Source organism: Candidatus Eremiobacteraceae bacterium, assembly GCA_035710745.1.
Taxonomy (GTDB): domain Bacteria; phylum Vulcanimicrobiota; class Vulcanimicrobiia; order Eremiobacterales; family Eremiobacteraceae; genus JANWLL01.
Map to the genome: position 1 here is coordinate 126,870 of DASTCX010000018.1, position 24,862 is coordinate 151,731.

The 24,862-nt window shown below is 65.2% G+C and carries 23 protein-coding genes; 16 read left to right on the forward strand and 7 right to left on the reverse strand.

Annotated elements, in window-relative coordinates; genetic code table 11:
- Positions 1–72 precede the first annotated feature (72 nt).
- Complete coding sequence (locus VFO25_07710) at positions 73–297, reverse strand: glutaredoxin family protein (protein ID HET9342782.1); 225 nt, start codon at positions 295–297, stop codon at positions 73–75.
- Between the two features lie 77 nt (positions 298–374).
- Between VFO25_07710 and VFO25_07715 the strand changes: the two genes are divergently transcribed.
- Positions 375–758: a Rid family detoxifying hydrolase gene (locus VFO25_07715; protein HET9342783.1), complete on the forward strand. Its 384-nt coding sequence runs from the start codon at positions 375–377 to the stop codon at positions 756–758.
- On the opposite strand, the gene VFO25_07720 is transcribed toward VFO25_07715, so the two are convergent.
- Positions 752–1,948 (reverse strand): tetratricopeptide repeat protein, encoded by a 1,197-nt coding sequence (locus VFO25_07720; protein HET9342784.1) that lies wholly within the window; start codon positions 1,946–1,948, stop codon positions 752–754. The genes VFO25_07715 and VFO25_07720 overlap by 7 nt on opposite strands.
- A 156-nt stretch (positions 1,949–2,104) precedes the next feature.
- On the opposite strand from VFO25_07720, the gene VFO25_07725 reads away from it, so the two are divergent.
- The 7 genes from VFO25_07725 to VFO25_07755 all read left to right on the forward strand — a co-directional run bounded on the left by VFO25_07725 (position 2,105) and on the right by VFO25_07755 (position 8,871).
- Positions 2,105–2,431: a carboxypeptidase-like regulatory domain-containing protein gene (locus VFO25_07725; GenBank protein HET9342785.1), complete on the forward strand. Its 327-nt coding sequence runs from the start codon at positions 2,105–2,107 to the stop codon at positions 2,429–2,431.
- Between the two features lie 21 nt (positions 2,432–2,452).
- Positions 2,453–3,274 (forward strand): DNA-formamidopyrimidine glycosylase family protein, encoded by an 822-nt coding sequence (locus VFO25_07730; protein HET9342786.1) that lies wholly within the window; start codon positions 2,453–2,455, stop codon positions 3,272–3,274.
- Between the two features lie 145 nt (positions 3,275–3,419).
- The gene (gene glnA / locus VFO25_07735; GenBank protein ID HET9342787.1) at positions 3,420–4,871 is read left to right on the forward strand and encodes a type I glutamate--ammonia ligase; all 1,452 of its coding nucleotides are present in this window, start codon (positions 3,420–3,422) and stop codon (positions 4,869–4,871) included.
- Positions 4,843–5,655 carry a PhzF family phenazine biosynthesis protein gene (locus tag VFO25_07740; GenBank protein HET9342788.1) on the forward strand — a complete coding sequence of 271 codons (813 nt, stop codon included), beginning with the start codon at positions 4,843–4,845 and terminating at the stop codon, positions 5,653–5,655. The genes glnA and VFO25_07740 overlap by 29 nt, the downstream gene beginning before the upstream one ends.
- A complete protein-coding gene (locus tag VFO25_07745) occupies positions 5,652–6,119 on the forward strand; it encodes a GNAT family N-acetyltransferase (GenBank protein ID HET9342789.1) in 468 nt (155 codons plus the stop codon). The genes VFO25_07740 and VFO25_07745 overlap by 4 nt, the downstream gene beginning before the upstream one ends.
- A 169-nt stretch (positions 6,120–6,288) precedes the next feature.
- Complete coding sequence (locus VFO25_07750) at positions 6,289–7,638, forward strand: hypothetical protein (protein ID HET9342790.1); 1,350 nt, start codon at positions 6,289–6,291, stop codon at positions 7,636–7,638.
- Between the two features lie 123 nt (positions 7,639–7,761).
- The gene (locus VFO25_07755) at positions 7,762–8,871 is read left to right on the forward strand and encodes an amidohydrolase family protein (GenBank protein ID HET9342791.1); all 1,110 of its coding nucleotides are present in this window, start codon (positions 7,762–7,764) and stop codon (positions 8,869–8,871) included.
- On the opposite strand, the gene VFO25_07760 is transcribed toward VFO25_07755, so the two are convergent.
- A complete protein-coding gene (locus tag VFO25_07760) occupies positions 8,868–9,905 on the reverse strand; it encodes an asparaginase (protein ID HET9342792.1) in 1,038 nt (345 codons plus the stop codon). The two genes, VFO25_07755 and VFO25_07760, sit on opposite strands and share 4 nt — an antisense overlap.
- Positions 9,906–10,055: 150 nt before the next feature.
- On the opposite strand from VFO25_07760, the gene VFO25_07765 reads away from it, so the two are divergent.
- From VFO25_07765 to VFO25_07785, 5 genes are read left to right on the forward strand one after another with little or no spacing between them, the layout of a single operon-like run.
- Positions 10,056–11,030 (forward strand): hypothetical protein, encoded by a 975-nt coding sequence (locus tag VFO25_07765; GenBank protein ID HET9342793.1) that lies wholly within the window; start codon positions 10,056–10,058, stop codon positions 11,028–11,030.
- The gene (locus tag VFO25_07770; GenBank protein ID HET9342794.1) at positions 11,027–12,031 is read left to right on the forward strand and encodes a DUF4129 domain-containing protein; all 1,005 of its coding nucleotides are present in this window, start codon (positions 11,027–11,029) and stop codon (positions 12,029–12,031) included. Before VFO25_07765 ends, VFO25_07770 begins: the two co-directional genes overlap by 4 nt.
- Positions 12,028–13,266: a DUF4350 domain-containing protein gene (locus VFO25_07775; protein HET9342795.1), complete on the forward strand. Its 1,239-nt coding sequence runs from the start codon at positions 12,028–12,030 to the stop codon at positions 13,264–13,266. Before VFO25_07770 ends, VFO25_07775 begins: the two co-directional genes overlap by 4 nt.
- A complete protein-coding gene (locus VFO25_07780) occupies positions 13,214–14,179 on the forward strand; it encodes a MoxR family ATPase (protein HET9342796.1) in 966 nt (321 codons plus the stop codon). The genes VFO25_07775 and VFO25_07780 overlap by 53 nt, the downstream gene beginning before the upstream one ends.
- A 5-nt stretch (positions 14,180–14,184) precedes the next feature.
- On the forward strand, positions 14,185–15,540 hold the full coding sequence (locus tag VFO25_07785; GenBank protein HET9342797.1) for a DUF58 domain-containing protein: 1,356 nt from the start codon (positions 14,185–14,187) through the stop codon (positions 15,538–15,540).
- A gap of 413 nt (positions 15,541–15,953) precedes the next feature.
- Here the strand turns inward: VFO25_07785 and VFO25_07790 are convergent, their stop codons facing one another.
- A complete protein-coding gene (locus VFO25_07790) occupies positions 15,954–16,928 on the reverse strand; it encodes a stage II sporulation protein M (protein ID HET9342798.1) in 975 nt (324 codons plus the stop codon).
- A gap of 34 nt (positions 16,929–16,962) precedes the next feature.
- Here VFO25_07790 and VFO25_07795 point away from each other — a divergent pair, with 34 nt between their 5' ends.
- From VFO25_07795 to VFO25_07805, 3 genes are all read left to right on the forward strand, one after another.
- Entirely contained in the window at positions 16,963–17,724 is a 762-nt protein-coding gene (locus VFO25_07795; GenBank protein HET9342799.1) for an RDD family protein, read from the forward strand.
- A gap of 59 nt (positions 17,725–17,783) precedes the next feature.
- Entirely contained in the window at positions 17,784–19,217 is a 1,434-nt protein-coding gene (locus VFO25_07800) for an alkaline phosphatase family protein (GenBank protein HET9342800.1), read from the forward strand.
- Positions 19,218–19,321: 104 nt separating this feature from the next.
- A complete protein-coding gene (locus VFO25_07805) occupies positions 19,322–20,749 on the forward strand; it encodes an alkaline phosphatase family protein (GenBank protein ID HET9342801.1) in 1,428 nt (475 codons plus the stop codon).
- Here VFO25_07805 and VFO25_07810 read toward each other — a convergent pair.
- From VFO25_07810 to VFO25_07820, 3 genes are read right to left on the reverse strand one after another with little or no spacing between them, the layout of a single operon-like run.
- The gene (locus VFO25_07810; protein HET9342802.1) at positions 20,746–21,732 is read right to left on the reverse strand and encodes a xanthine dehydrogenase family protein subunit M; all 987 of its coding nucleotides are present in this window, start codon (positions 21,730–21,732) and stop codon (positions 20,746–20,748) included. The genes VFO25_07805 and VFO25_07810 overlap by 4 nt on opposite strands.
- On the reverse strand, positions 21,729–24,200 hold the full coding sequence (locus VFO25_07815; protein ID HET9342803.1) for a molybdopterin cofactor-binding domain-containing protein: 2,472 nt from the start codon (positions 24,198–24,200) through the stop codon (positions 21,729–21,731). The genes VFO25_07810 and VFO25_07815 overlap by 4 nt, the downstream gene beginning before the upstream one ends.
- Complete coding sequence (locus VFO25_07820; protein HET9342804.1) at positions 24,193–24,696, reverse strand: (2Fe-2S)-binding protein; 504 nt, start codon at positions 24,694–24,696, stop codon at positions 24,193–24,195. Before VFO25_07820 ends, VFO25_07815 begins: the two co-directional genes overlap by 8 nt.
- Between the last annotated feature and the right edge of the window lie 166 nt (positions 24,697–24,862).

Below are 24,862 nucleotides of genomic sequence, written 5' to 3' on the forward strand. Positions count from 1 at the left end.
CGCCCCTCATATGAAGTATCGGCAGGAGCAGGCTAGCGATTGATGACCGGCACGCGGTCATTCGTGGACGGTTCAATAACCGTCGAAGCCGACGGTCACCGTTCCGTTCGGGGACACTATCGTCGGGACGCGCAGCTGCGGCGAGAGGCGACGCAGCGCTTCCCGCGCTTCGCGGTCGCCGGCCGCGTCTCGCTGCCGGAATGTGACGCCGCGCGACCGCATATCCGCCATCGCCGCCGCACAATACGGACAGCCGGGTTTCGTGAATATCTCGACTTCGTCCATCGTCTCGCCCATCTTCCTCAAGGTTTTACACGCCGGCGCCCGAACGTCGCGCTCCGTTTCACCGCTATCATCCGAAAGGAACGCCGCCCGTGCCGCTTCGCTCGATTTCCACCGCGTCCGCTCCGAACCCCGTCGGCCCGTATTCGCAAGCCATCGTCGCCGCGGGCTTCGTGTTCACGGCCGGTCAGGTCGGTCTCGATCCGGCGACGGGGAAAGTCGTCGAAGGCCTCGACGCGCAGGTGAACCAGGCGCTCAACAACATCCGCGCGGTCCTGACCGCGGCGGGCCTCGATGTCACCGACATCGTCAAGGTGACGTTTTTCTTGACCGACATGTCGGCGTTCGGCGCGGTCAACGCGATATACGAGCGCTTCCTCGGAACGCACAGGCCGGCGCGCACGACCGTCGGCGTATCGGCGCTGCCCGGCGGCTCGCTCTTCGAGGTAGACGCGATCGCCGTCGCGCGTCAGTGACCGGCTAGCGACTCGACCTGCGTGAGATAGTCCTTCGCGCGAGGATCGCTCGGGTCGTACGTCATCGCGAGCTTGTACTGCTCGATCGCCTGATCGTACTCGCGGCGGTTCTGATAGTAATAGCCGAGCGCGAGGTGCAGGATCGCGTCGTGCGGATTGATCGCGATGCCTTTGATATATGCCGCATACGCGAGATTCATGAACCCGTGCTCGAAATAATCGGAGCCGAGATTGTAGTAGACCTGCGGCACGTGGGGATCGAACGAGATCGCCTGGTCGTAGAGCTCGATCGCCCTTTGCGAATCGCCGAGCGCGTCGTACGCGACGCCGAGATTCATATAGGCCATGCCGAATTGACCGTTGATCGTCAGCGACTTCTGGATCTTGTCGATCGCCGACTTCGGGTCGCCCGAGTTGATGAGCTCGACGCCCCAGTTCATCCAGCACTGGAAGCAGCTCCCCTGCGCGTTGATCGCCATCTTGTATTGCGAGATCGCGTCGGTGAAGCGGCCTACCTCGCCGTAGACGATACCGAGCCCGTTGTGCGCTTCCCAAAACCTGGGGTTGAGCTGGATGGCCTGATTGTATAGGCTGATCGCCTCCGGGTAGCGCTTCTCCGCGTCGAGCACGGTCGCGAGCTCGAAGCGCGAGATCGGATCATCCGACGGCGAGCGATCCATATCGAGCTCGTCCTGCGCCTCGAGCTCTTTGAGCCGGCCTTCCTCTTTATAGACCTCGACGAGGTTGAGCATACCCTCTTGCGACGGCAAGCTCAGTTTGAACTGCGCGATCGCGTCGTCGATGCGGTTTTCCGCGACGTAGACGCCGCCGAGACGGTTGTGCACGTCGCGATCGGACGGCGAGTTCGCGAGGACGATCTTGTACGAGGCCTCGGCAGCGGAGTAATGCTCGAGACGATATTCGACATCGCCGAGGAGCCTTTCGGCCGCCATGTTCGTCGGATCCATTGCGACCGATTGCGCCGCCTCGTCGCGGGCCTGTTGGTTGCGGCCGCTGGCGGCATCGAGCTGGGCCTGGGCGAGCAATGACGCCGATGTTTGCGGGGAGGCCGAGGGCGCTGGGGAGGCGGTCGACGACGTCGACGAGCGGGCTTCGGCGGGAGTCCCCATGAGGCCGCTGACGGTGAGCAGCGCGGCCGCGGCGACGAATGGCGTGAGGCGGTCGTTCATATAGTTAGTAGGCTCCACCAATCCCCGATGCCCGTCCTGCGTGACTTAGTATACCGCTCCCAAAGAACGGGTGCAACGACCCTCAGGTCACTGTCAGAGGTGTGCCGATGGCCCGCGCGAAGCGGTCGCCGGGGCCGCATCTCCGGAGAAAACTTCATGCGAAAGATATTCGGTATCGCCGCGCTGATCGCCGCCATCGCGCTCGGCGGGTGCCCGAACCCGAACAACATCGGCGTACAGAACTACGGCACCGTAGCGGTCACCGTCGTCGACGGGACGACCGGCAAGCCGGTGAGCGGCGCACTTGTCAGCGCGGGCAGCACGTACACGTGCACGACCGGCGCCGATGGGATCTGCACAAACCCGCTCCGGCTCCCGGTCGGGAACTGGACGATCACCGCCGTCACGGCGGGCCAAAAGGGATCGTCTGACGTCACCGTCGTGGAGAACCAACAGATCTCGACCACGATCCAGATACAGTAGGCGGCGAGCAGCCGCGCGCGCATGCCCGAGCTTCCCGAACTCGAACTGCTGCGCGTCAAGCTCACCGAGTATCTCTCGGGCCGCTCGATCATCGCCGTCGCCGTCGACCCGCGACGGCAAGTCGTTCTCCGCTATCCGCCGGCCGATTTCGCCCGCGATCTGACCGGCCGTGAGTTCGCGGCCGTCGAGCGGCGCGGTAAATTCCTCGAGTTCGCTTTCAAGGATGGCGGCACGCGCCTCATCGTCAATCCGATGCTCGGCGGACGATTCGCTTTCTGCACGCGTGCTGCGCCAGAGCTGCCGTCGACGTGCTTCACGCTGCAGCTCACGGGCGCGATGGACCTGCGCTTTCTCGACGCCGTCCAAATGGCACGCGTCTACTTGACGGATGACCCGGCGCAAGACATCCAGTCGTATTCCGATATGGGACCCGACGCGCTCGACCCGGCGCTCACCTTCGAAGAATTCGAACGCCGGCTCAAACGACATCGCGGCGAGATCAAGAACGCGCTTCGAAATCAAGCATTTGTCGCCGGCATCGGCAACGCGTATTCCGACGAGATCCTGTACGCGGCGCGGATCCGACCGCTGCGCCGCGCGAGCACGCTGAAGCCCGACGAACGCCGCACCCTGTACGACATGATGCGATCGACGCTGGGCCACGCGGTCGAGACCGTGCGGTCGCAATACGCCGCGGGCAAACATCCGCTCCACAAACAGGACCGGTCGTTCATGCGCATCCATGCCAAGAAGAAGACCGCGTGCCCGCGCTGCGGCCATCGCATATCAAGCATCCATTCGGGCGGCGAGACGACTTACTTCTGTCGCGGCTGCCAGTTATGAACAGGCCCACCGGGTTATACACAGCCTAGTTCCGACAAGAGTCCAAGGCCTCGTCTTCACGCTCCGACACCCGGACAAATGGGCCGGCACGCGCGTCACGTAGCCGCCTAGCACATCGGTCAACAGGTGTGAAGAGGAGGCTTTCGTGGCAGCAAGTGGATCGCCGGTGAAGACCGCGCTCAACTTCATCAAGAAAAGCGGCGCCAAGATCGTCGATTTCAAATTCATCGACATGCCCGGCATGTGGCAGCATACGTCCGTGCCCGCCGAGACGGTCGGTGCCGGCGAGTTCGCCGACGGCATCGGTTTCGACGGTTCCAGCATTCGCGGTTTCCAAGAGATCCAAGAAAGCGACATGGTCTTGCTGCCCGACCCGGCGACGGCGCGGGTGGACACGTTTTGCTCGGTGCCGACCGTCTCGTTCGTCTGCGATGTCTTCGACCCGCGCGAGCAGAAACTGTATCCGCGCGATCCGCGCGGCGTTGCGAAGCGCGCCGCCGCGCACTTGAAGAAGTCCGGCGTCGCCGACGTGTCGTACTTCGGGCCCGAGCTCGAGTTCTTCATCCTCGACCATCTCAGCTTCGATGTGTTGCCGTACATGAGCGGTTACCAGATCGATTCCGAAGAGGGTCACTGGAATTCGGGCAGCGCCGACGCGCCGAACATGGCGTACACGCTGCGGCCGAAGGAAGGCTACTACCCGGTCGCCCCATCGGACAAGCACATGGACATCCGCTCGGAGATGGTCCTTGCGCTCGGCGAGTGGGGCGTGCCGGTCGAGATGCACCACCACGAAGTCGCGACCGCCGGCCAGACCGAGATCGACATCCGTTACAACGATCTCGTCACTCAGGCCGACAACGTCATGACCTACAAGTATGTGACGCGCAACGTCGCGCGCAAGTACGGCAAGACCGTCACCTTCATGCCGAAGCCGCTCTTCGGCGACAACGGCTCGGGCATGCACGTCCACCAAAGCCTCTGGAAGGGTAAGACGAATCTCTTCTACGATCAGAAGGGCTACGCCGAGCTATCGAAGCTCGCGCTCTACTACATCGGCGGGCTGTTGACGCACGTCGATGCTCTCTTGGCCTTCTCTGCACCGACGACGAACTCGTACAAGCGGCTCGTGCCGCACTACGAGGCGCCGGTGAACATCGCGTTCTCGAAGGGGAACCGGTCGGCCGCGATCCGCATCCCCATCTTCTTCAAAGGCCCGCGCTTCTCGAAAGCCAAGCGCATCGAGTTCCGTCCGCCAGACTGCACGGCGAACCCGTACCTCGCGTTTTCCGCGATGCTCATGGCCGGCCTCGACGGCATCAAGCGCAAGATCGACCCGGTGAAGGCCGGCTTCGGTCCGCTCGACACGAACATCTACGAACTGCCTGCCCGCGAGGCGAAGAAGATCAAATCGGTTCCCGGCAGTCTCGACGAGTCGCTCGCGGCGCTCGAGAAAGATCATGCGTTTCTGCTCGAAGGCGGTGTATTCAGCAAAGACCTCGTCGATACGTGGATCGAATACAAGCGCACCAAAGAGATCCAAGAAGTCAAAGTGAGGCCGCATCCATATGAGTTCTACCTCTACCACGACCTTTGATCGGCAAAAGCTCCCGATCTACCAGCTCGACGCCTTCACCTCGACGACATTCGGCGGCAATCCAGCCGCCGTTTGTCCCCTTCCGACGTGGCTCGACGAGGCGAAGATGCAGGCGATCGCAGCGGAGAACAACCTAGCCGAGACCGCGTTCTTCGTTCCGGCAGGCGACGACTACGAGATCCGCTGGTTCACACCGCTCCACGAGATCGGGCTATGCGGACACGCGACGCTTGCTTCCGCATTCGTCATCTTCAACTACTTGCGGCCCGGCCGCGATCGTGTTTCGTTCGAATCGAAGAGCGGCCCGCTGCGCGTCAGCGCAGTTGACGGACGCTTGACGCTCGATTTTCCGTCGCTCCCGGCCAAGCCGGTCGCTCCGCCGGCTCGCATCCGCGAGGCGCTCGGCTCCGCACCCGAAGCGACGTTCGAGGCGACGGCGCTGCTCGCGGTCTTCCCCACCGAACGCGACGTCCGTTCGCTCTCGCCGGATTTCGCTCTCGTCAGCGAGATCCACCCGCACGGCATCGTCGTGACGGCGCCCGGTGACGACGTCGATTTCGTGTCGCGCTTTTTCGTGCCGAACTACGGCATCGCGGAAGACCCGGCGACCGGCTCGACGCATTGCACGCTCGCGCCGTATTGGGCGGAGCGCCTCGGCAAGACGAAGCTGCGCGCTCGTCAAGTGAGCGCGCGCGGCGGTGAGTTCTGGTGCGAGCTCTCGGGCGATCGCGTCTTCATCTCCGGACACGTCGCGCCGTATCTCGAGGGCCACATCGACGTATGAATAGCGCGTCCGCGAAGGCGGTCATCCGCCGCGCCACGCCGAGCGACGGCGAGGCCGTGCGACGTTTCGTGTTCGACACGCTGCGCGCGTACGGCGTCGAGCCCGAACCGCACGATCACGACAAGGATGTGATGACGTTCGGCCAAGACCCCGAGCCGATCGACGCGTTCGTCGCAGATGTCGACGGCGTCGCGGTCGGCTGCGTCATGGTGGCGCCCCGCGCGGGCCCCGTCGGTTGGCTTTCGAAGTTCTTCGTCGATCGAGCCTTTCGCGGCCGCGGCATCGGTCGTGCGCTCCTCGAACGGGCGGTCGCCGCCGCGCACGAACGCGGGTACAAGCGGCTTGCGCTCGATACGCGCACGTATTTCAAGGAAGCGATCCATCTGTACGAGACGACCGGCTGGCGGCTGTCGCCGGGTGAATCGCATCCGCCCTGCGACGCGTACTACTACCTCGATCTCTAGCCCGTGCGGGCTCTATCGGACGCCCCGTGAAGGGCGAGCCGCTCGCTGTGCGCGAACCCCGCGCCTCTATGGATAAGCCCCCCAAATTGTGGCGCTTGCTGGTGATGCTCGCCGCGGTCGTCGCGGTGATCGTCTATCTCAAGTATTTCTTGCCCGCTCAGTTGGCGAAATGACGTCGCGACCGATCGACCTCGGGATCTTCAAGAGCTACGACATCCGAGGGACCTACCCCGACGAGCTCGACGAGCGGGTCGCCGAGATGATCGGGCGCGCCTTCGTCGATCACGTCGGGCCGTCGACCGTCGCCGTCGGGCGCGACATGCGCGAGTCGTCGAAGCCGCTCTTCGATGCGTTCGCGCGCGGCGTGATGATGCAAGGCGCCGACATCGTCGACCTCGGCCTGACGAGCACGGACGAGCTGTATTTCGCCGTCGGCAAATTCGGATATCCGGGCGGCGCGATGATCACCGCATCGCACAATCCGAAGCAATACAACGGCTTCAAGCTGTGTCGAGAAGGCGCGATCGCGCTGTCTGCGGAGACCGGCGTTTTCGCGATCCGCGATATCGTCGCACACGGGGCATTCAAGTCGGCCGGGCGGCACGGAACGATGACGTCGCGCGACGTGTTGCCCGATTTCGTCGAACACTGCTTGTCGTTCATCGACCTCGACACGATCCGGCCGCTGCGCATCGCGATCGATTGCGGCAACGGCATGGGCGGCCTCATCGTGCCTGCGATCTTCAAGCGGCTGCCGGTCGAGGTCATCCCGCTGTATTTCGAGCTCGACGGTTCGTTCCCGAATCACCCGGCGAGCCCGATCGAGCCTGAGAACATGGCGGATTTGCAACGTGCGGTTCGCGAGAGCAAAGCGGACCTCGGCGCGGCGTTCGACGGCGACGCCGATCGCGTCTTCATAACCGACGAGCATGGCGAACTCGTCGGCGGCGATATGGTGACCGCGCTCGTCGCGGATATGCTCTTGCGCAGCCACCCGGGCGCGACCATCCTGTACAATCTCATCTGCTCGCGCGGCGTACCGGAGCTCATCAGCAAACGCGGGGGCGTCGGCGTGCGCACGCGCGTCGGGCACTCGATCATCAAGGCCGTGATGCGCGAGCGCGACGCCGTCTTCGGAGGCGAGCACTCCGGCCATTTCTATTTCCGCGATCACTACTTCGCCGACTCGGGCCTCATCGCGCTGCTCGTCGTGCTCGAGCTCATCTCGCGCGAGAACAAACCGGTGAGCGAGCTCTTGGCGCCGCTCGACCGCCGTTTCCGGTCCGGCGAGATCAACAGCCGGGTCGTCGACGTGCCGAAAAAGCTCGAGGAGCTCGTCGCCGCGTACTCGGACGGCGAGATCGACCGCCTCGACGGGGTCACCATCCAATATCCGCAGTGGTGGTTCAACGTGCGGCCGTCGAACACGGAGCCGCTGCTGCGCCTCAACGTCGAGGCCGACAGCCGCGAGCTGCTCGAAAAGAAACGCGACGAAGTGTTGAAGATCATCCGCGGGTAGCATTACTTTGTAGCGGTCGAGCTTCAGCTCGACCGGAACGACCGCCCCTCACTCGAGGAAAGGTCACGGCGGTCGAGCTAAAGCTCGACCGCTACACGGCACTCAACGAAAGGCCGCACGAGCATGCTCATCATCGGCCCGGCCACGATCGCGGTCGGAGACGGCACGACCTTCCAGGGATGCGTCGGCGTCGAAAACGGCCGTATCGCATCGCTCGAGGACGGCCCGCAGCACATCGACGTCGAGCTGCCCTTCGGCAGCACGATCACACCCGGGCTCGTCGACCTCCATATCAATGGATGGTCGACGTCGTGGTTCAATCGCGAGCCGGCCGAAGCCGTTCGAGCCGTGTCGTCCGGCGGCCCGAAGCATGGTGTCACGTCATTTCTGCCGTCGATCATGACCGCTCCGTGGGAGCAGATGTTGCGAGCCGCGCGCGAGACGTACAAGACGGTCGGCGTTCCGACGTCGGGAGCGCGACCGCTCGGCGTTCATTTCGAAGGCCCGTTCCTCAGCACCGAATACCGGCGCTTTCACAAGAAAGAGTGGATACTGGCGCCGACGCCTGCGATGATCGAAGCGCTTCTCGACACCTGGACAGCCGGAAGATGCCGCGTCACGATGGCGCCCGAGATCGAGGACGCACCGCGTGCCGCGGCCGAACTGCGCCGTCGCGGCGTCACGCTCGCCGCCGGGCACACCGCCGCGACGCGCGCGATGGGAGACGCCGCGATCGGAGAGGGCTACCGCATCCTCACCCATGCGTTCAACGCGATGCCGCCGATCAACCAGCGAGCGTCGACGATCCTCAGCGCATATCTGCTCGACGCCGCCGCGTTCTGCGAAGTCATCGCCGACGGCGTCCACGTCGCGCCCGAACACCTCGCGCTGCTCTATCGCTTGAAGAACGTCAACCTCATACTGACGACCGATCACATGCCGGTGCGCGAGGGCCTCGCGGAAGACGGCGGCGTCGTGCGCGACCGCGACGGCACGATCGCCGGCAGCCACCTGACGCTCGACCGCGCGGTGCGTAACCTCATGGCGGCGACGGGCATCCCCCTCGCCGAGGCGGTCTCATGCGCCACGTGGGCACCCGCGCGAGCGATGTCGCTCGACGACGAAGTCGGCAGCTTGCGCGAAGGCATGCGCGCCGACCTCGCGGTTTGGGACCGGCGTCATCAGATCTCGCACACGTTCGTCGACGGGAAGCTCGCGTACTCGAACGACTAGACCGCCAGGATCTCTCCCACGATCGCACCGGCGTGGTTCTTGACCGCCGGCCGGCGGTGCCGCTCGAGGAGCGTGGCCGCATCTTCGTCGATGGCATCAAGTTCGAGAAGCCGCTCGATGACGAAGGGCGACACCGCACGATAGTTGCCGTCGGCGACCTTGACGCACATGCCGACCTTGCGCGTGATCGATGCCGACGCGTGGAAGCCTTCCGCACCGCCCTTGCAGACGACGTTCGGGAAAGTCGCGCGCATGAGGTCGGTGTCGAAGCGCCCCGTGCCGGCGACGTATGCCGGATTGTTGACCATCGCGCGACGGACGCGCTCGATCGGGTTCCTCCAGCCTGCAGGCAGCGCGCTCGGGTCGGCGATGCGGGCGTAGAGCTGCGCGCTCTTGCGCAGGGGCACCGCTACGACGGGGATACCGCAACCGTCGACGCCGACGACCATCGCCGACCGGTCGACGTCGAAAAGTTCGGCGCACGCCTCGAGAATCGCGGCTTCGGCGGCGTTTGACGCAGACAGATAGTCCGACGTCGGCGCGCCGAGATGGGCGGCGAGCGCGAGGATCGCAGCATGTTTGCCGGAGCAGTTGTTGTGGATCGAGCGCGGACGCTCGCCGGCAGCCGCGAGCGCGGCGGCGCTCGGCTCGTGCGCCGGCGGATGCGGCCCGCACTGGAGCGCCGACTCGTCGAGGCCGGCTTTGGCGAGCATGCTTTGGACGGCCTCGATATGGTAAGCTTCGGCGCTATGCGACCCAGCAGCCGCCGCGAGCTCGACGTCGGTGAAGCCGAAGCGGTCGGCGGCGCCGCTGCGGACGACCGTCGCGCAGATGAGCGGCTTCGCGGATGAACGCAAAAACGTGGGCGCGTCGATGTCGCCTGCGGATCCGAGGATCTTGCCGGTCGGTTCGGCGACGACGAAGCGGATCGCGTGCTGGCTCTCCACGATGCCCCCACGCGTGACGACGACCGCCGCTCGTGGCGGCGACTCGATCGGCTCGTAAGTCCGGGCGAGCGGTTTCGCGTTGCGCATTGCCGCGCGCGGTTTCATGTTGCGGCGAGTGCGGCCCTGCGCATTCGCGGACCGCGACTGCGATAGACCGCACACGGTCGAGCCGAGGAACGCTGCGCCGCGTCCAAGAAGGCGGTCGCCGCCGGCTGATACGACAGGTTAGGGTTCTTCATGTCTTTAGACGCGATGCGCGATCTTCGGCCGCTCTCGATCGGCGAGCTGCTCGACCGCGCGTTCAGCATCTCGTTCAAGAACATCTTGCCGTTCAGCGCGATCGTCTTCGTCGTCGTCGTACCGCAGATGATCATCAGCTACTTCGCGATGAACGGTCCGCTGGCGGCGATAATGGATCAGGCCGCCAAGATGGGCACGACGGCCGGCTCGACGACGCCCCCGGATCCGATGCCGCTCCTCAGCGCCGAAGCGAACGCGGCACCGTACTTCGGCGCGATCCTTCTCTATGGATTGCTCGTCGTACCGCTCGCGAACGCGGCGGTAGTCTCGGGCATCTCGCGCGCGTACTTGCACATGCCGGTCCGCTTCGTCGAGTGCTACCGCGACGCGATCGGCCGCTGGGGGTGGCTCGTCCTCCTCGGCCTGCTCTGGGTCGCCACCGCCATCGCCGCCGAGATCGGCGTGACCATACCGTTCGGGATCATCGTCGTCTCGCTAGGCGCGATGGCCGGCACGCTCGGCGTGTTCGGCGCGATCCTGGCGATCGTCGTGGGGATCGCCGCGGTTCTCGCAGTGATCGGTCTCGTGTCGCTGCTTTGCCTCGCTGCCGCGTTCTCGTTCGTCGCCGCCGTGCTCGAGAAGATGTCGCCGGGCTTTGCATTCCGTTCCGGTTTTCAGCGCGTGTTCGGCGAGGGGCAGTTCTGGCGCTCGCTCGGCATCGCGGCGGCCCTCTTCGGCATCGTCATCGGCTTCGAGGTCATCGGATCGGTGATCGGGCTAATCGCCGGCGTCGTCCACAATTTCGGGCTTATCACGATCGTCAACGGCATCGTCCAAGTGTTCCTCTATCCGTTCTTGTTCGCGGTCGTCGCCGTGTGCTACTACGACGTCCGCATCCGCCGCGAAGGCTTCGATCTGCAGATGCTCGCGGCGCAGCTAGGCGGACCCTCGACACCGGCCTCCCTACCGTGACCGCGTTCCGGATCGTCGCGGCGGCGCTCGCGTGCTCGCTGCTCCTTTCGACGTTCGCATCCGCCGCGGAAGCAAGCGTGCAGCGCGGGTACGCATCGACGCTCGTCGCTGCGGCGCAGCGAATCGAACGAGCCGCGAAAGCCAACGCTCCTGTGCCTGCGATGCACATCCCACCGGCGCCGCTCGGCGGACCGCCACGCTTCTCGCCGTCCCTCGACGACTGGCTCCAGCGCTCGCTCGACGCTGCTCGCAGGACCAAGTCTGCGAAGACGCGAGCCGCTTCGCTTGCGACGATCGCTGCGTCGCTTCGCTACGTCGCGACGGGCGCCGGATCGGCGAACTCTACCGCAGCGCCGCGGACCGACCTCGAAGCTGCGGCGAAGTCGATCTTGGCGGAATCGGCGTATCGCGTCAGTGCGACGAAACCGGCGCAGCCGCAGCAGCCGACGATCTGGGACCGGATACTGAACTGGATAATCGAAAAGATCGACGAGCTTTTCGGCCGCCTTGCGACGGCGACGCAGAAAGTGCCGATCGTCGGCGTCATCATCGGATACGCGATCGTCGGCGCGGCCATCATCGGGCTCGCCTTCGTCGGCTATCGCCTCGCGCGCCGCTTGACGTCTCGCCGCGACACCGCGGTGGCCGGCGTCGGCGAGGTCTTGCCGCTTTCGACCAACCCCGACGAGCTCTATGCGCTCGCACGCGATGAGGCGCGAAGCGGCAACACCGGGCAAGCCGTGGCGCTGCTTTATCAGACCGCGCTCGTGCTGCTCGATCGCGTCGACCGGATCGCGTACGACCCATCGCGCACGCCAGGCGAATACCGTCGCCTGGTCCACCGCAACGCGCAGACGATCGCCGATGCCTTCGACGCGCTCGCGCGACTTTTCGTCGCCGTCGCATTCGGGAGAGCGAGCGCCGGCGCAGATGACTGGCGTCGGGCGGACGCGGCGTTTTCTGGGATCCGGCGCTCGCTCGGCGCTGCGCAGGCCGCATGAAGCCGCGAGCGTTTCCGTGGTTCGAGGCGATCGTCGCTTTCATCGCGATCGCCGCGATAGCAACCGCGGCGTATTTCGAGCAGGTTCGGCAGACGGCGACCACCGCGTTCGACACGCGCTCGTCGTACGACGCCGCGAGCGGCGGTTACCGCGCGTGGTTCGAGCTGCTCCAGCGCGAAGGCGTCCGCGTCGAACGCTTCGAGCGGCGGCCAGCCTTCCTCGATGGGTCGATCGACGTGTACGTCATCGCGAACGAGACGCTCGGCAACCTCATCACCACCTCGCAGGTCGAGGAGGCGCCCGACTACTACAACGACGGCGATTGGTTCGCGCTCGCGAAGTGGGTGAAAGCGGGCGGCCATCTCATCTGGGTCACGGACGGGTACGCGCAGCCGACGTACCTGAACGCGCCGGAACTCGTGGAAAAAGGGCCGGTAAATGACGACGCGGTCACCGTGACGCCGTCGTCCATGGCGGCGAATGTCCGATCCGTATCCGGAACGTCCAAGCTGCGAGTGCCATTCGATTCCGGGGGCGCGCCGCCGATCGTCGCCGACGATACCGGAGGCGTCGTCGCGACGTATCCGCTCGGCAAGGGAACGATGACGGTCGTGTCCGACGCGTCGTTGTTCGAGAACGGCCGTCTCGCGCTCGCCGATAATGCGACGCTCGCGTACGATCTCGCGACGACCGGACTGACGCAGCACGGCTCCGTCGCGTTCGACGAGTGGTCGCACGGGCATGTGGCAGGCGATTCGTGGTGGTCCGTGCTCCCGCGGTCTTTCCAGGTCGCTCTCATCGTCATCGCTCTCGCGCTCGTCGCGCTCGGCGTCGGCACCGGGCTGCGCTTCGGCCCCGCGGTGAAGCTGCCTGATGAGAGCGAACGGACCTCGGAAGAATATCTCACCTCGATGGCCGTGCTCTACCGCCGCGGCGGTGCGGTGAAAGAAGCGGTCGTCGAGATGGCGGACGCATGCTTGCGCGACGTCGCCTCCGGCCTTGGTCTGTCGGAGGGCGCGGGCGGCCGCGCGATCGCCGCGCGCGCCGGCGGGCATGGGGGCGACGAGCGCGGCGAAGCCGTCATGGAGCTCGATCGCATCCGCTCGTTCGAAGCCCCGACCGAATCAGAGCTCATCCGCGCAGCAGCGCTTTCCGTAACGCTTCGAAAGGAACTCTCACCACATGCCCGCATCGGCATCGGACGTCGCGCGACGTCTCCAAGACGGCCTTCGTAAGGTCATCGTCGGCCAAGACGAGACCATATTCGCGATGCTCTTGGCTTTGCTCGGCCAAGGCCACGCGCTCATCGAAGGCGTCCCTGGCACCGCGAAGACGCTGCTCGTGCGAACCCTCGCCGTGCTGCTCGGCGTCGATTTCCGGCGCATCCAATTCACGCCCGACCTCATGCCGTCGGACGTCGTCGGCACGACGGTGTTCAATCCGAAGACCGGCGAATTCTCGACGCGCCGCGGTCCGATCTTCACCGACCTGCTGCTCGCGGACGAGATAAACCGCACGCCGCCGAAGACACAATCGGCGATGCTCGAAGCGATGGAAGAACGACAGGTGACGATCGACGGTGTCGTCATGCCACTATCGACGACGTTCATGGTCTGCGCGACGCAGAACCCCGTCGAGTACGAAGGCACGTATCCGCTCCCGGAAGCGCAGCTCGACCGTTTCATGGTCCGTGCGAAGACCGGCTACCCCCAGCGCGACGAAGAACTGGACCTGCTCCATCGCGTCGCCGACGGCTTCGATGCGCGCCACCTCGAACGTGCGGGGATCGCGCAGGTCGTCACACCCGATGAGTTCGCGGCCGCGCGCGAAGCGGTGCGAGCGATCCATGTCTCGCCGTCGCTCCAACGCTACGTCTATGACATCGCCGCGTACACGCGGTCATCTTCCGAGGTGAGCCTCGGCGCAAGCCCGCGTGCCGCGATCTGGCTGCTCATCGCCGCGCAAGCGGCGGCGGGGATCAACGACTCAAGTTTCGCGACACCAGATGACGTGAAAGATGCGGCCCGCTACGTCCTGCCGCATCGGCTGCTCGTCAGACCGGAGGCCGAAGTCGAAGGCGTCACGGCGGACGAGGTCATCCGCCGCGCGCTCGATTCCGTGCCCGTACCGAAGGAAGCCGAGGCCTGATCCGCGTGCTCCGAGCCGGACCGAAGCGCGTCTCGTGGACCGCGTCGTTCCCGTGGGTGACGCCGCGGTTTGTGGCAGTCGCCGCCGCGATCGCGGTCGTCTATGCGCTGAGCGCGTTCGCGCCGGTGCTCGCCGTCGCCGCAATCGTCGCCGCTTCGGTCCTGATCGGTCTGCTCGCCGCCGATGGCGCTCTCGGCCCGCGCGCCTCAACCCTTACGGTCACGCGAGAGGAGCTCGACCATCTCGCACTGGGCGTGCCCGCAACGCTGCGCTACGAGGTCGCAAACCGCGGGCGCACGCCTGCGTTCTACGAGCTCTTCGAAGATCAGCCCGACGTCCTGCAGCTTCCCGAAGCGCCTGCGTCTGGCACGGTGGGCGCCGGCCGGCGCATCGACGCAACGCTCGCGGCGATGCCGATCGAGCGCGGCGACGCACGGCTCGACTCGATCTACGTCGCGGCACGATCGCCGCTCGGTCTTCTGCGGCGCCGTTGGATCGTCTCGTCGCCGGCGGAAGCACGCGTCTTTCCCGATCTCAGCGCGGTCGAGCGATACGGCGCGCTCGCGAGGCGCGATCGCCTCGTCGAGGCGGGCTTCCGCAAGATGCGGCTGCGCGGCAGCGGCGGCGAGTTCGACAGCCTACGCGAACACGGTCCCGACGACGCCTTCCGCTCGATCGATTGGAAGGCGACCGCGCGCCGCGGCAAGCTCATGGTCGCGCAATACGACGTCGAGCGAAGCCAGAACATCGTGCTCGTCCTCGACGCCGGACGACTGATGACTCCGCGCCTCGGGCCACGGCGCAAGTTCGATTACGCGGTGACCGGCGCGCTCTCGGTCGCGACGCTCGCCTCTCTCAGCGATGACAAAGTCGGATTGCTCGCTTTCGCCGGCGACGTCATCGAACACATCGCACCGCGCTCGGGCCGCCATCACGTAAACGGTCTGACGCAGCGAATCTACGGTCTGCAGCCGCGCTTCGAGGAATCCGATTACGAGCGCGCCTTCTCGTATCTGCGCCGCCGCCAGCCGAAGCGCAGCCTCGTCATCGTCTTCACCGACATGTTCGACCCCGTCGCGTCCGCGACCGTGCTCGCGAACATGTCGATTCTCTCCCAGCGGCACCTCGTCGTCTGCGTTCTCATGAACGACGCCGCGATCGAATCGGCGATCGCATCCGAGCCCACGAATCCACACGACGCCTATCGCGCGAGCGTCGCGTTCAGTCTGCTCGCCGAACGGAAGAAATCGGCGGCGATACTCGCCGCCCGCGGCGTCGCGACCGTCGACGTGCCAGCGAGCGACCTCACGGTCGCGATCATCAATGCGTACATCGAAATCAAGTCGCGCTCGCTCTTATGACGTTAATCTGTAGCGCTCGAGCTGTAGCGGTCGAGCTTTAGCTCGACCGACGCGGCGCTTCTTGCGAGGGGCCATAGCGGGGACTTCACGGCCCGCGACGCGAGGGTGTCGCTCTCGCGGGCACGCGGCGAATCGGGAAATAGTTGCCTTCCGCCGCTGTCTTCGGCCGCTCTCGCGGCCTCAGAACACCCGCTTAGAGCGACCCCTCGCGTCGCGGGCCTTGGTCAACCGCGCGGCCCGGTCTGAGCGGGCATCGCAAGGGGCTTAAGCGGGGCTTGTGAGGCGGCGAAAAGCCGCCGAACAGAGCGGCGTAGGTAAGTATGACCCGATTCGAGCCGCGTCCCCGCGATGGCCCGTTGCGATGCCCGCGCCGGTCGAGCTAAAGCTCGACCGCTACAGGTCGAGTGGCGCGATCAGTCTGTGTTGATCGGGGCGCGGTCGCGGCCCACGAATCCGAAATAGACGATCATGAGCACGATCGTCGCCGCACCGACGGTGAGGCGGACCTGGGGCGGGAAGCGCAGCGGCGAGAAAAAGCCCTCGATCGTACCCGCGACGACGAGCATGCAGCAAACGCCGAGAATGAGAATGCCCGCTCGGCGCGCGTTGATCTTGAGAGCGTCGAGGCGCCGCAATCGGCCGGGATTGAAGATCGGCGCTGCGAGCATCGTGCCGGCAGCCGCGGAGATGACGATCGCGGTGAGCTCGATGCACCCATGCGGCGCGATCGTCGCCCAAAAATCGTAGCCGAAGCCCGCGTTCGTGTACAGAGCGCCGGTACCGCCGACCATGAGGCCGTTGAACAGCAGGAAGTAGAACGTCGGGATCGCGAGCAACGCCCCGCCCGCGAACGTGATGATGGCGATGCGGATGTTGTTCGTCATGATCGCCGACGATACGGCCGGTGCTAGATCGCGGTCGAACTTGAAATTTGTGTCGTGGAGGCTGCCGTGGAGCGGCGTTATGAGCTCGGGAGGAAGCAACGCGTACGCGTTGACCGGTTTGATCGTGACGAGCCAGTAGGCGAGCACGGCGGATGACGCGAACAACGCGGCGCACGCGACGATATACCATTTGGAGCGCCGGAATTCTGCGGGAAACGCGTGCGTGAAGAACCGCCGGACGCGGTTCGGCTCGCCCGTCTTCGCCCCGTAGACGAATGCGTGGGCGCGCGCCGTAAGGCGATTGAGATAGGCGCGCAGCGTCGGATCGAAGCGATGGCCGTCGGCGTAGGCGAGGTCGGAAGTCGCCCACCGGTAAAGGCGGCCGAACTCCGACACTTCACCGGGACCGAGGCTTCGGATGCCGCGCCGGTCGAGCGCGGCGATGAGCTCTTCGAGCCGGTCCCAGCCCGCTTTTCGCCTGGCGACGAATACGGATTGGCGCACGCCGCGACGTTCGCCCGGTCCGCGGGGGACTCATTTGGAGCGCAACGTCTCGGTCCGAACGCCCGAGAGCATCGCCTTCTACTACGAACTGGCCGGTCTCGGCAGTCGCTTCTTGGCGGTCGCTATCGATCTGCTGCTCCAGAGCCTCGCTGCGATCGCCGTCTTTCTGCTCATGGCTTGGGCCCAACCCGGTACGACGGCGCTCGCCAAATCGCTCGGCTTGCACGAACAGACGATCAACGCGGTCGAGATCGGCATCGTGATCTTCGTCGTCTTCATCATATATCTCGGCTACTTCGTCGCGTTCGAGACCGCGTGGAACGGCCGGACCCCCGGCAAGCGCGCGATCGGGATCCGCGTCGTCCGCGACGGCGGATATCCGATCACGTTCATGGACGCGGTTATCCGCAATCTCATCCGGGTCGGCGAAGCGGCACTCGGCTATCTCCCGTCGATGATCAGCGCCGTCGTCTCGCCGCAGAACAAACGGCTCGGCGACCTCGCCGCAGGCACGATCGTCGTTCGCGACCGCGCATTCGAAGTGACCGATCCGGCGAAGTGGGCGGCGTCGGACGCGCCCGAAGCGGAGGGGCTCCCGGGGCTCGCGAGGATCACGGACGACGAATACGCGCTCGCCGAGCGTTACGTCTCGCGCAGCCATATGCTCGATCCGCACGCCGCGCAAGCCGCAGCGAGCCGCATCGCGAGCGCGATCCGGCCGAAGATCGGTCCTGCAGCCGATGATTTGAGCGATCACGACTTGCTCGTGCGCGTCACCGCGCGAGGTCGACGTTGATCCCAGGTCACACCCGGCCATTCACCAAAGCGCAATCAACAGTTGATATGCTCGCTTTTATGAACCGTCTACGACCGCTCGTTCTTCCGTCATGCGCGGCGATCGCCGCGGCGACGGCTATCGCCGTCACCGGTGCGAGTGCGCCGCAGATCGCGTCGCCTGTACCATCGTCGTCGCCTGAGGACATCCACAAGATCCAGCACGTGATCATCATCATGCAAGAGAACCGGTCGTTCGATTCATATTTCGGCACGTACCCCGGCGCGGACGGCATCCCGATGGAAAACGGCGTGCCGACGGTCTGCGCGCCGGATCCGCGCGCGCACGGCTGTCAGAAGCCGTTCCACGACACGCACGACCTCGATCGCGGCGGCCCGCACGGCCAGCATCCGGCGATCGCCGACATCGACGGCGGAAAGATGGACGGCTTCCTCATCCAGGCAGAAGCGCATTTCCCAGGCTGTCGCGACGTCAACGATCCAAGGTGCCCCGGCGGCGACACGCCAGACGTCATGGGCTATCACGACGATCGCGAGATCCCCAACTACTGGGCCTACGCGCACGACTTCGTCTTGCAAGACAGGATGTTCGAACCGAACGCATCGTGGAGTCTGCCGGAGCATCTCTTCATGGTCTCGGAGTGGTCGGCCATCTGCACGACGCCCGGCGATCCGTCGAGCTGTCGAGACGCGCTCGAACGGCCCGCGTACCCGATGGATTTCAACGACCCGACGTATCACCCAAAGCGGCGCGGGCCGCCGGACTACGCGTGGACGGATCTCACCTACTTGCTCCATCGAGCCAACGTCAGCTGGGCTTACTACGTCTTCGCCGGCACCGAGCCGGACTGCGAGGACGGCGCGGCGACGTGCTCGCCGAAGCCGCAGCGCGCGAAGACGCCGGGCATCTGGAATCCATTGCCGTGGTTCGATACGGTCAAGCAGGACGGCCAACTCGGCAACGTCCAGGACCTGACGAATTTCTATAGCGCAGCCGCAAAGGGAACGCTCCCAGCGGTGTCGTGGATCTGTCCGAGCGGCAAATACAGCGAACACCCGCCGGCGCTCATCCACCTCGGGCAGGCGTACGTGACGGGCCTCGTCAACGCCGTTATGAGCGGTCCGGACTGGAATAGCACTGCGATTTTTCTCGCGTGGGATGACTGGGGCGGGTTTTACGATCATGTCGTGCCGCCGCTCGTCGACGAGAACGGTTACGGGTTACGAGTTCCAGCTCTCGTCATCAGCCCGTACGCGCGTCAAGGCTACGTCGACCACCAAACGCTCAGCTTCGATGCGTATGTGAAATTCATCGAGGACGATTTCCTCGACGGCGCGCGCATCGATCCGAAGACCGACGGCCGGCCGGATCCGCGACCCGACGTCCGTGAAAACGCGACGCAACTCGGCGACTTACGCGCCGATTTCGACTTCACCCAGACGCCAAGACCGCCGATACTACTTCCAGGCGGCATCGATCCGTTGCCGCACTGACTTGAGTCGCATGCGGCGCGACCGGGTTCATCGCTGGTTCACCGCATCAAAGTATCCTGCGGCTTGTGAAACGATCTCTATCGATAACTCTCGGTCTAGTCGCTGTGATCGCCGTCATAGGACTGATCTTCCTCGTCCGCATGCAATTCGCGACGCATCCGCTCGCGTGGGCGACACCATCCGACGGCGGATCACCGACGAGCGACGACGTGGACATCCACAAGATCAAGCACGTCGTCATCATCATGCAAGAGAACCGCTCGTTCGACTCCTACTTCGGCACGTATCCCGGCGCCGACGGCATCCCGATGAAAGACGGCGTGCCGACCGTCTGCGTGCCCGATCCGAAGACGTCGACGTGCGTGAAGCCATACCACGAGACGCACGACGTGAACCACGGCGCGCCGCATGGCGCTGCCGCCGCGAGCCGCGACATCGCCGGCGGCAAGATGAGCGGCTTCATCGCCGTCGCTCGCTCCGGCAAGCCTTGCCCTGGCATGGACGTCGATCCCGAATGCAGCGGCGGGTCGCCGAACGAGATCATGGGTTACCACGACGGACGCGAGCTGCCGAACTACTGGCGCTACGCGCACGACTACGTGCTCCAAGATGAGATGTTCGAGCCGAACTCCTCGTGGAGCTTGCCGGCGCACTTGTTCTTGCTGTCCGAGTGGTCGGCGAACTGCCTCGTACCTCACGATCCGATGAGCTGTCACGACGCGCTCGATCGTCCTGGCCTACCGATCGACTTCGCGCACGTGCGCGATAAGCGGCTGCGCAAGCTCGCGGGCAAGCCGGATTACGCGTGGACCGATCTCACGTACTTGCTTCACAAGCACGGCGTCAGCTGGGGTTACTACATCAAGGAGGGACGAGCGCCGGATTGCGACGATCCGCAAGAGGCGACGTGTATTCCGAGCGACGTGAAGCCGCGCACGCCGGGCATCTGGAACCCGCTGCCGTTCTTCGACACGGTGAAGCAGGACAAGCAGCTCGGCAACATCCAGGACTTGTCGGCGTTCCTCAGCCAGGCGAAGGCAGGAACGCTTCCCTCGGTCGCGTGGATCTGCCCGAACGATGTCGTGAGCGAACATCCGCCATCGAAGCTCTCAGACGGCCAGGCATACGTCACGAGCCTCGTCAACGCGATCATGCAAAGCCCGGACTGGGATAGCACCGCGATCTTCGTCGCGTGGGATGACTGGGGCGGCTTCTACGATCACGTCGCGCCGCCGAAGGTCGACCGCAACGGCTACGGGCTGCGCGTTCCCGCGCTCATCATCAGCCCGTACGCGCGGCGCGGCTACATCGACAACCAGACGCTCAGCTTCGACGCGTATGCCAGGTTCATCGAAGACGACTTCCTCGGCGGCGCGCGCCTCGATCCGAAGACGGACGGGCGGCCCGACCCGCGGCCGGACGTGCGCGAGAACTATCCGGGGTTAGGGGATCTCGAGAAAGACTTCGACTTCTCGCAAGCGCCGCGCTCGCCCGAGCTCTTGCCGCTTCACCCGCCGACCGATCTTCGCTAGCTCGCGATCCGCTGGAGCGCGCGCCGCGCGTAGACGCGAACCATCCGCTTGCGGTATGGGATCGTCGCGCTCGTGTTGTCGAGCGGCTTTGCTGCTGCAAACGCGGCTTCTGCCGCCTCATCGAGCGCCGAAGCCTCGAGGCGCGTTCCGATAAGCGCCTTTGCGGCGCCGTCGACGACGACCGGTCGCGAACCGACGGCATTGACGACGACGCGCGCGTCGCGGCAGAGGCCTCGATCATCGGTCGACACCATCGCTGCGACGCCGACGATCGGGAAGTCGAACGAGTTGCGCAATCTCAGTTTGAGATAGGCGCTGCGGGTGCCGGGCGCGGGCTTCGGCACGAGGATACGCGTGATGATCTCGCCGGGCCGGATCGCCCACGCGCGTATGCCGTCATCGCGGTAGAAATCCGCGAAGGGGACGGTCGTCACGCCCGACGGCCCTTCGATGCGCGCGGACGCGCCGAAAGCGATGAGGACGGGTGCGGTGTCGCTCGAGTTGACGGCGACGCATTTCGGGCTGCTCGGAGCGACGCGGCAGACGTCTCCGTCTTTCTTCATGCAGTAGCCGAGCGCTTTGCGCCAATCGAGGTTTTGGTTGTAGTAGTTGCAGCGCGTGTCGACGCAAACGTTGCCGCCGATCGTCCCCATGTTCCGCAGCTGCGGTGTCGAGACCGCGCCGGCGGCTTCGGCCAAGGCGGGATATTTGGCCACGATCGCGCCGTCGCGAGCGACGTCGGTGAGGGTCGAGAGGGCGCCGATCTCGAGCCCCCGTGTCTCGTCGAAATCGATGAAGCGCAGCTCGCGGATCGGACGCAAACCTACGAGCACTTTCGGGGTGAAAAGCCGCTGCTTCATGTTCGCGTAGAGGTCGGTACCGGCGGAGACGGGCATCGCGTCGAGCCCGTGCTCCGCCAAGAGCGATATCGCTTCGGCGACGCTGCGCGCCGGGCGATAGGTGAACGGCGGCAGGCGCATCATGGCGCGACGGGCTCCCGCGGCTTCGCCGGAGCTACCGGCTTACGAAGGCGAAGGACGCCGCCGCTTGCGGCGTCGAGCGCCTTGAGGACTTTCTCCGGCGTCACTGGTGTCGAATAGACGCGCGCGCCGATCGCGTCGGCGACCGCGTTCGCGATCGCAGGAATGACGGGGTTGAGCGGACCTTGGCCCGCCTCTTTCGCGCCGAACGGGCCCTCTGTGTCATCGGTCTCGATGATGATCGACTCGACCGGCGGCATGTCGAGGATGGTCGGCGTCTTGTAATCGAGGAGGTTGGGGATCTTGTGCTCGCCGGCGCGGAAAATCTGCTCCTCCATGAGCGCTTCGCCCAGCCCCATGTAGACGCCGCCCTCGATCTGACCTTCGACGGAATCCGGATTGATCGCACGGCCGACGTCGTGCGCGAGCGTTATCTTCTCGACGGTCACCGCGCCGGTCTCGAGGTCGACGTCGACTTCGGCGACGCACGCGCTGTACGAGTATGCGGGAGACGGGCCGACGCCGGAACCCTTGAAATCGCCCGCGATGCCCGGCGGCGGCGCGTACGAGCCGACCCCCGCGATCGTGCCGAATTTCGCTTCCGTCGCTTGCGCCGCTTCGAGGAAGTTCATCGCGCTCTCGGGCTTGTCGACGTCGAACACACGCCGCAGCGCGAAGCCGACGCGATCGACTGCTATGCCGAGCTTCGCCGCCGCGACTTCTGCGATCTGCGAACGCACGCGCGATGCCGCTTGACGAGCCGCGTTGCCGGCCATGAACGTGACGCGGCTCGAGTAGGATCCGAGGTCGACCGGCGTGAGGTCGGTGTCGCCCGAACAAACCCGTACGTCCATGACGTCGACTCCGAGCGTCTCGGCGACGATAGCCGCGAGCATGTGCTCGGAACCTTGACCGCACTCGCTCGTTCCGCAGAAGACGGTGACGCCGCCGCCGCGATCGACTTTGACGATCGCGCCGGAGTGCGGCATCTCGTTCCAATAGATCGCGAGCCCCGCTCCGCAAAGATACGTGCTCGCCGCGATCCCGATGCCTTTGCCCTTGCGCTTACGCGCACGCTTGGCGGCATAGTCCGTCCGCTTCGTCGCGGCGTCGATGCATTCGCGCAGACCGCACGACGTGATGCGCAGCCCGTTGACGGTGGTCGAGTGCGGGTCGACGGCGATCCGTCGCCGATATTCCGCCGCATCGATGCCGAGCGCATCGGCGATCGCGTCGAGATGGCATTCGAACGCGTAGCGCGGCTGCGTCGTTCCGTGGCCGCGCTTCGGACCGCATGGCGGCTTGTTCGTGAAAACGCGGCACCCGTCGAACTTATACGCCGGTATCTTGTACGTGACGGTCGAGAGCGCGCCTGTGTAGTACGTCGTCGCGACGCCGTACGAACCATACGCTCCGCCGTCGAGCCAGGTCTGCAAATGGCATGCGGTGATCGTGCCGTCGTGCTTGACGCCGGTCTTGATGCGCATCTTCACCGGATGCCGGCCGCGGTGCGCGTAGAAGACCTCTTGTCGGGTCAACGTGATCTTGACCGGCCGTCCGGTCTTGCACGCGAGATACGCAGCCGCGAGTTCGTGCGCGAACGGCTCGGTCTTGCCGCCGAAGCCGCCGCCGACCGGCGGAGCGATCACGCGGATGCGCGAAGCTGGCATCTCGAGCACTTGCGCGGCGATGCGGTGCAGGTAGTGCGGCGTCTGCGTCGACGCCCAGATCGTGAGCTTCGAATCCGCGCCGAACGCGGCGACGACCGAATGCTCTTCCATCGGTGCGTGCGTGTTGCCCTCGAAGAAGTATTCGTCTTCGAAAATGCGGTCGGCGGCAGCAAACCCGGCGCCCATGTCGCCGAACTCTAGGTGCACTTCTTTATGGACGTTGTTCGTCCGGCGCGGGTTCTCGTGGATCTGCGGCAGGTCGTCGCGCAACGCGGCATCGATCGTCATGATCGAAGGCAGCGTCTCGTACGTCACGTCGATGAGATCGAGCGCTTCTTCTGCTGTCAACTCGTCGTCCGCGACGACGGCGGCGATCGGATCGCCGACGTAGCGCACGGTGTCGTAGGCGAGGACGGTTTCGTCAGGGCTCGACGGCAAGATCCCGTAGCGCACCGGGAGGTCCGCGCCCGTCGCGACCGCGACGACACCCGGCAGCTCGAGCGCGCGCGAGCAGTCGACCTTGATGAGGCGCGCGTGCGGCTTCGTGCTCCGGAGCAACTTGCCGTAGAGCATGCGCGGCAGGACGACGTCGTCGGCGAAGATCGCGGCGCCGGTGACCGCCGCGTATGCGTTCACTTTGGGCGTCGATTTGCCGACGACCGAGAAGCCTTCCGGCTTACCCGCCGGCGTCGCCGGCGCGGCTATCTCGATGCTCGACACCATCGAGTCGGCGGTGAAGCCCGCGGCGTCGATGTCGGGATTCGTCGCAGTCGAGACCGTGCGCAAATCGCGTTCAGCCACGTGTTTGCCCCGCCATGCGTCGGTTCGCGAGCGTAACGGCTTCGACGATCTTCGTGTAGCCGGTGCAGCGGCATAAGTTGCCGGCGAGTGCTTCTCCGATCTCCGGCGGCGTCAACGTCTTTCCCGCTGCTCCGTCGAGAAGCGCTGCGGCGCTCACCAAGAATCCGGGCGTGCAATAGCCGCATTGCGCTGCGCCGCATTCCGCGAAAGCCGTTTGGACGGGATGCATCTCGGCGCCGTGAGCCAAGCCCTCGACAGTCGTGACTTCGCGGCCTTGCGCCTCGACGGCAAGTTCGAGACAGCTCAGCACGGGCACGCCGTCGACGAGAACCGTGCACGCGCCGCAGTGCCCCATCTCGCAGCCATGCTTTGTACCGGTGAGGCCGAGATCTTCACGGACGACCTCGAGCAACGTCTTGCTCGGCGAAAAAGCGCACTCGACGTCGGCGCCGTTGACGCGCATCGCGAGCAACACTTTGGGCGGGGCGACGGACATTCGGACGCAGCCTCCTCGGGCAGTGGCCGTTCTGTATATCGAACGGTCGTTCTGCCGGCGTGCACGCCCAGTATAACATAGTTGTCGGAAGGCGGGCGAGAGAAGCCGCGTAAACTCCGCGCGGTGCTTGGCTCGACGTCGCTCGAGCCGGACACGATGGGGAGGG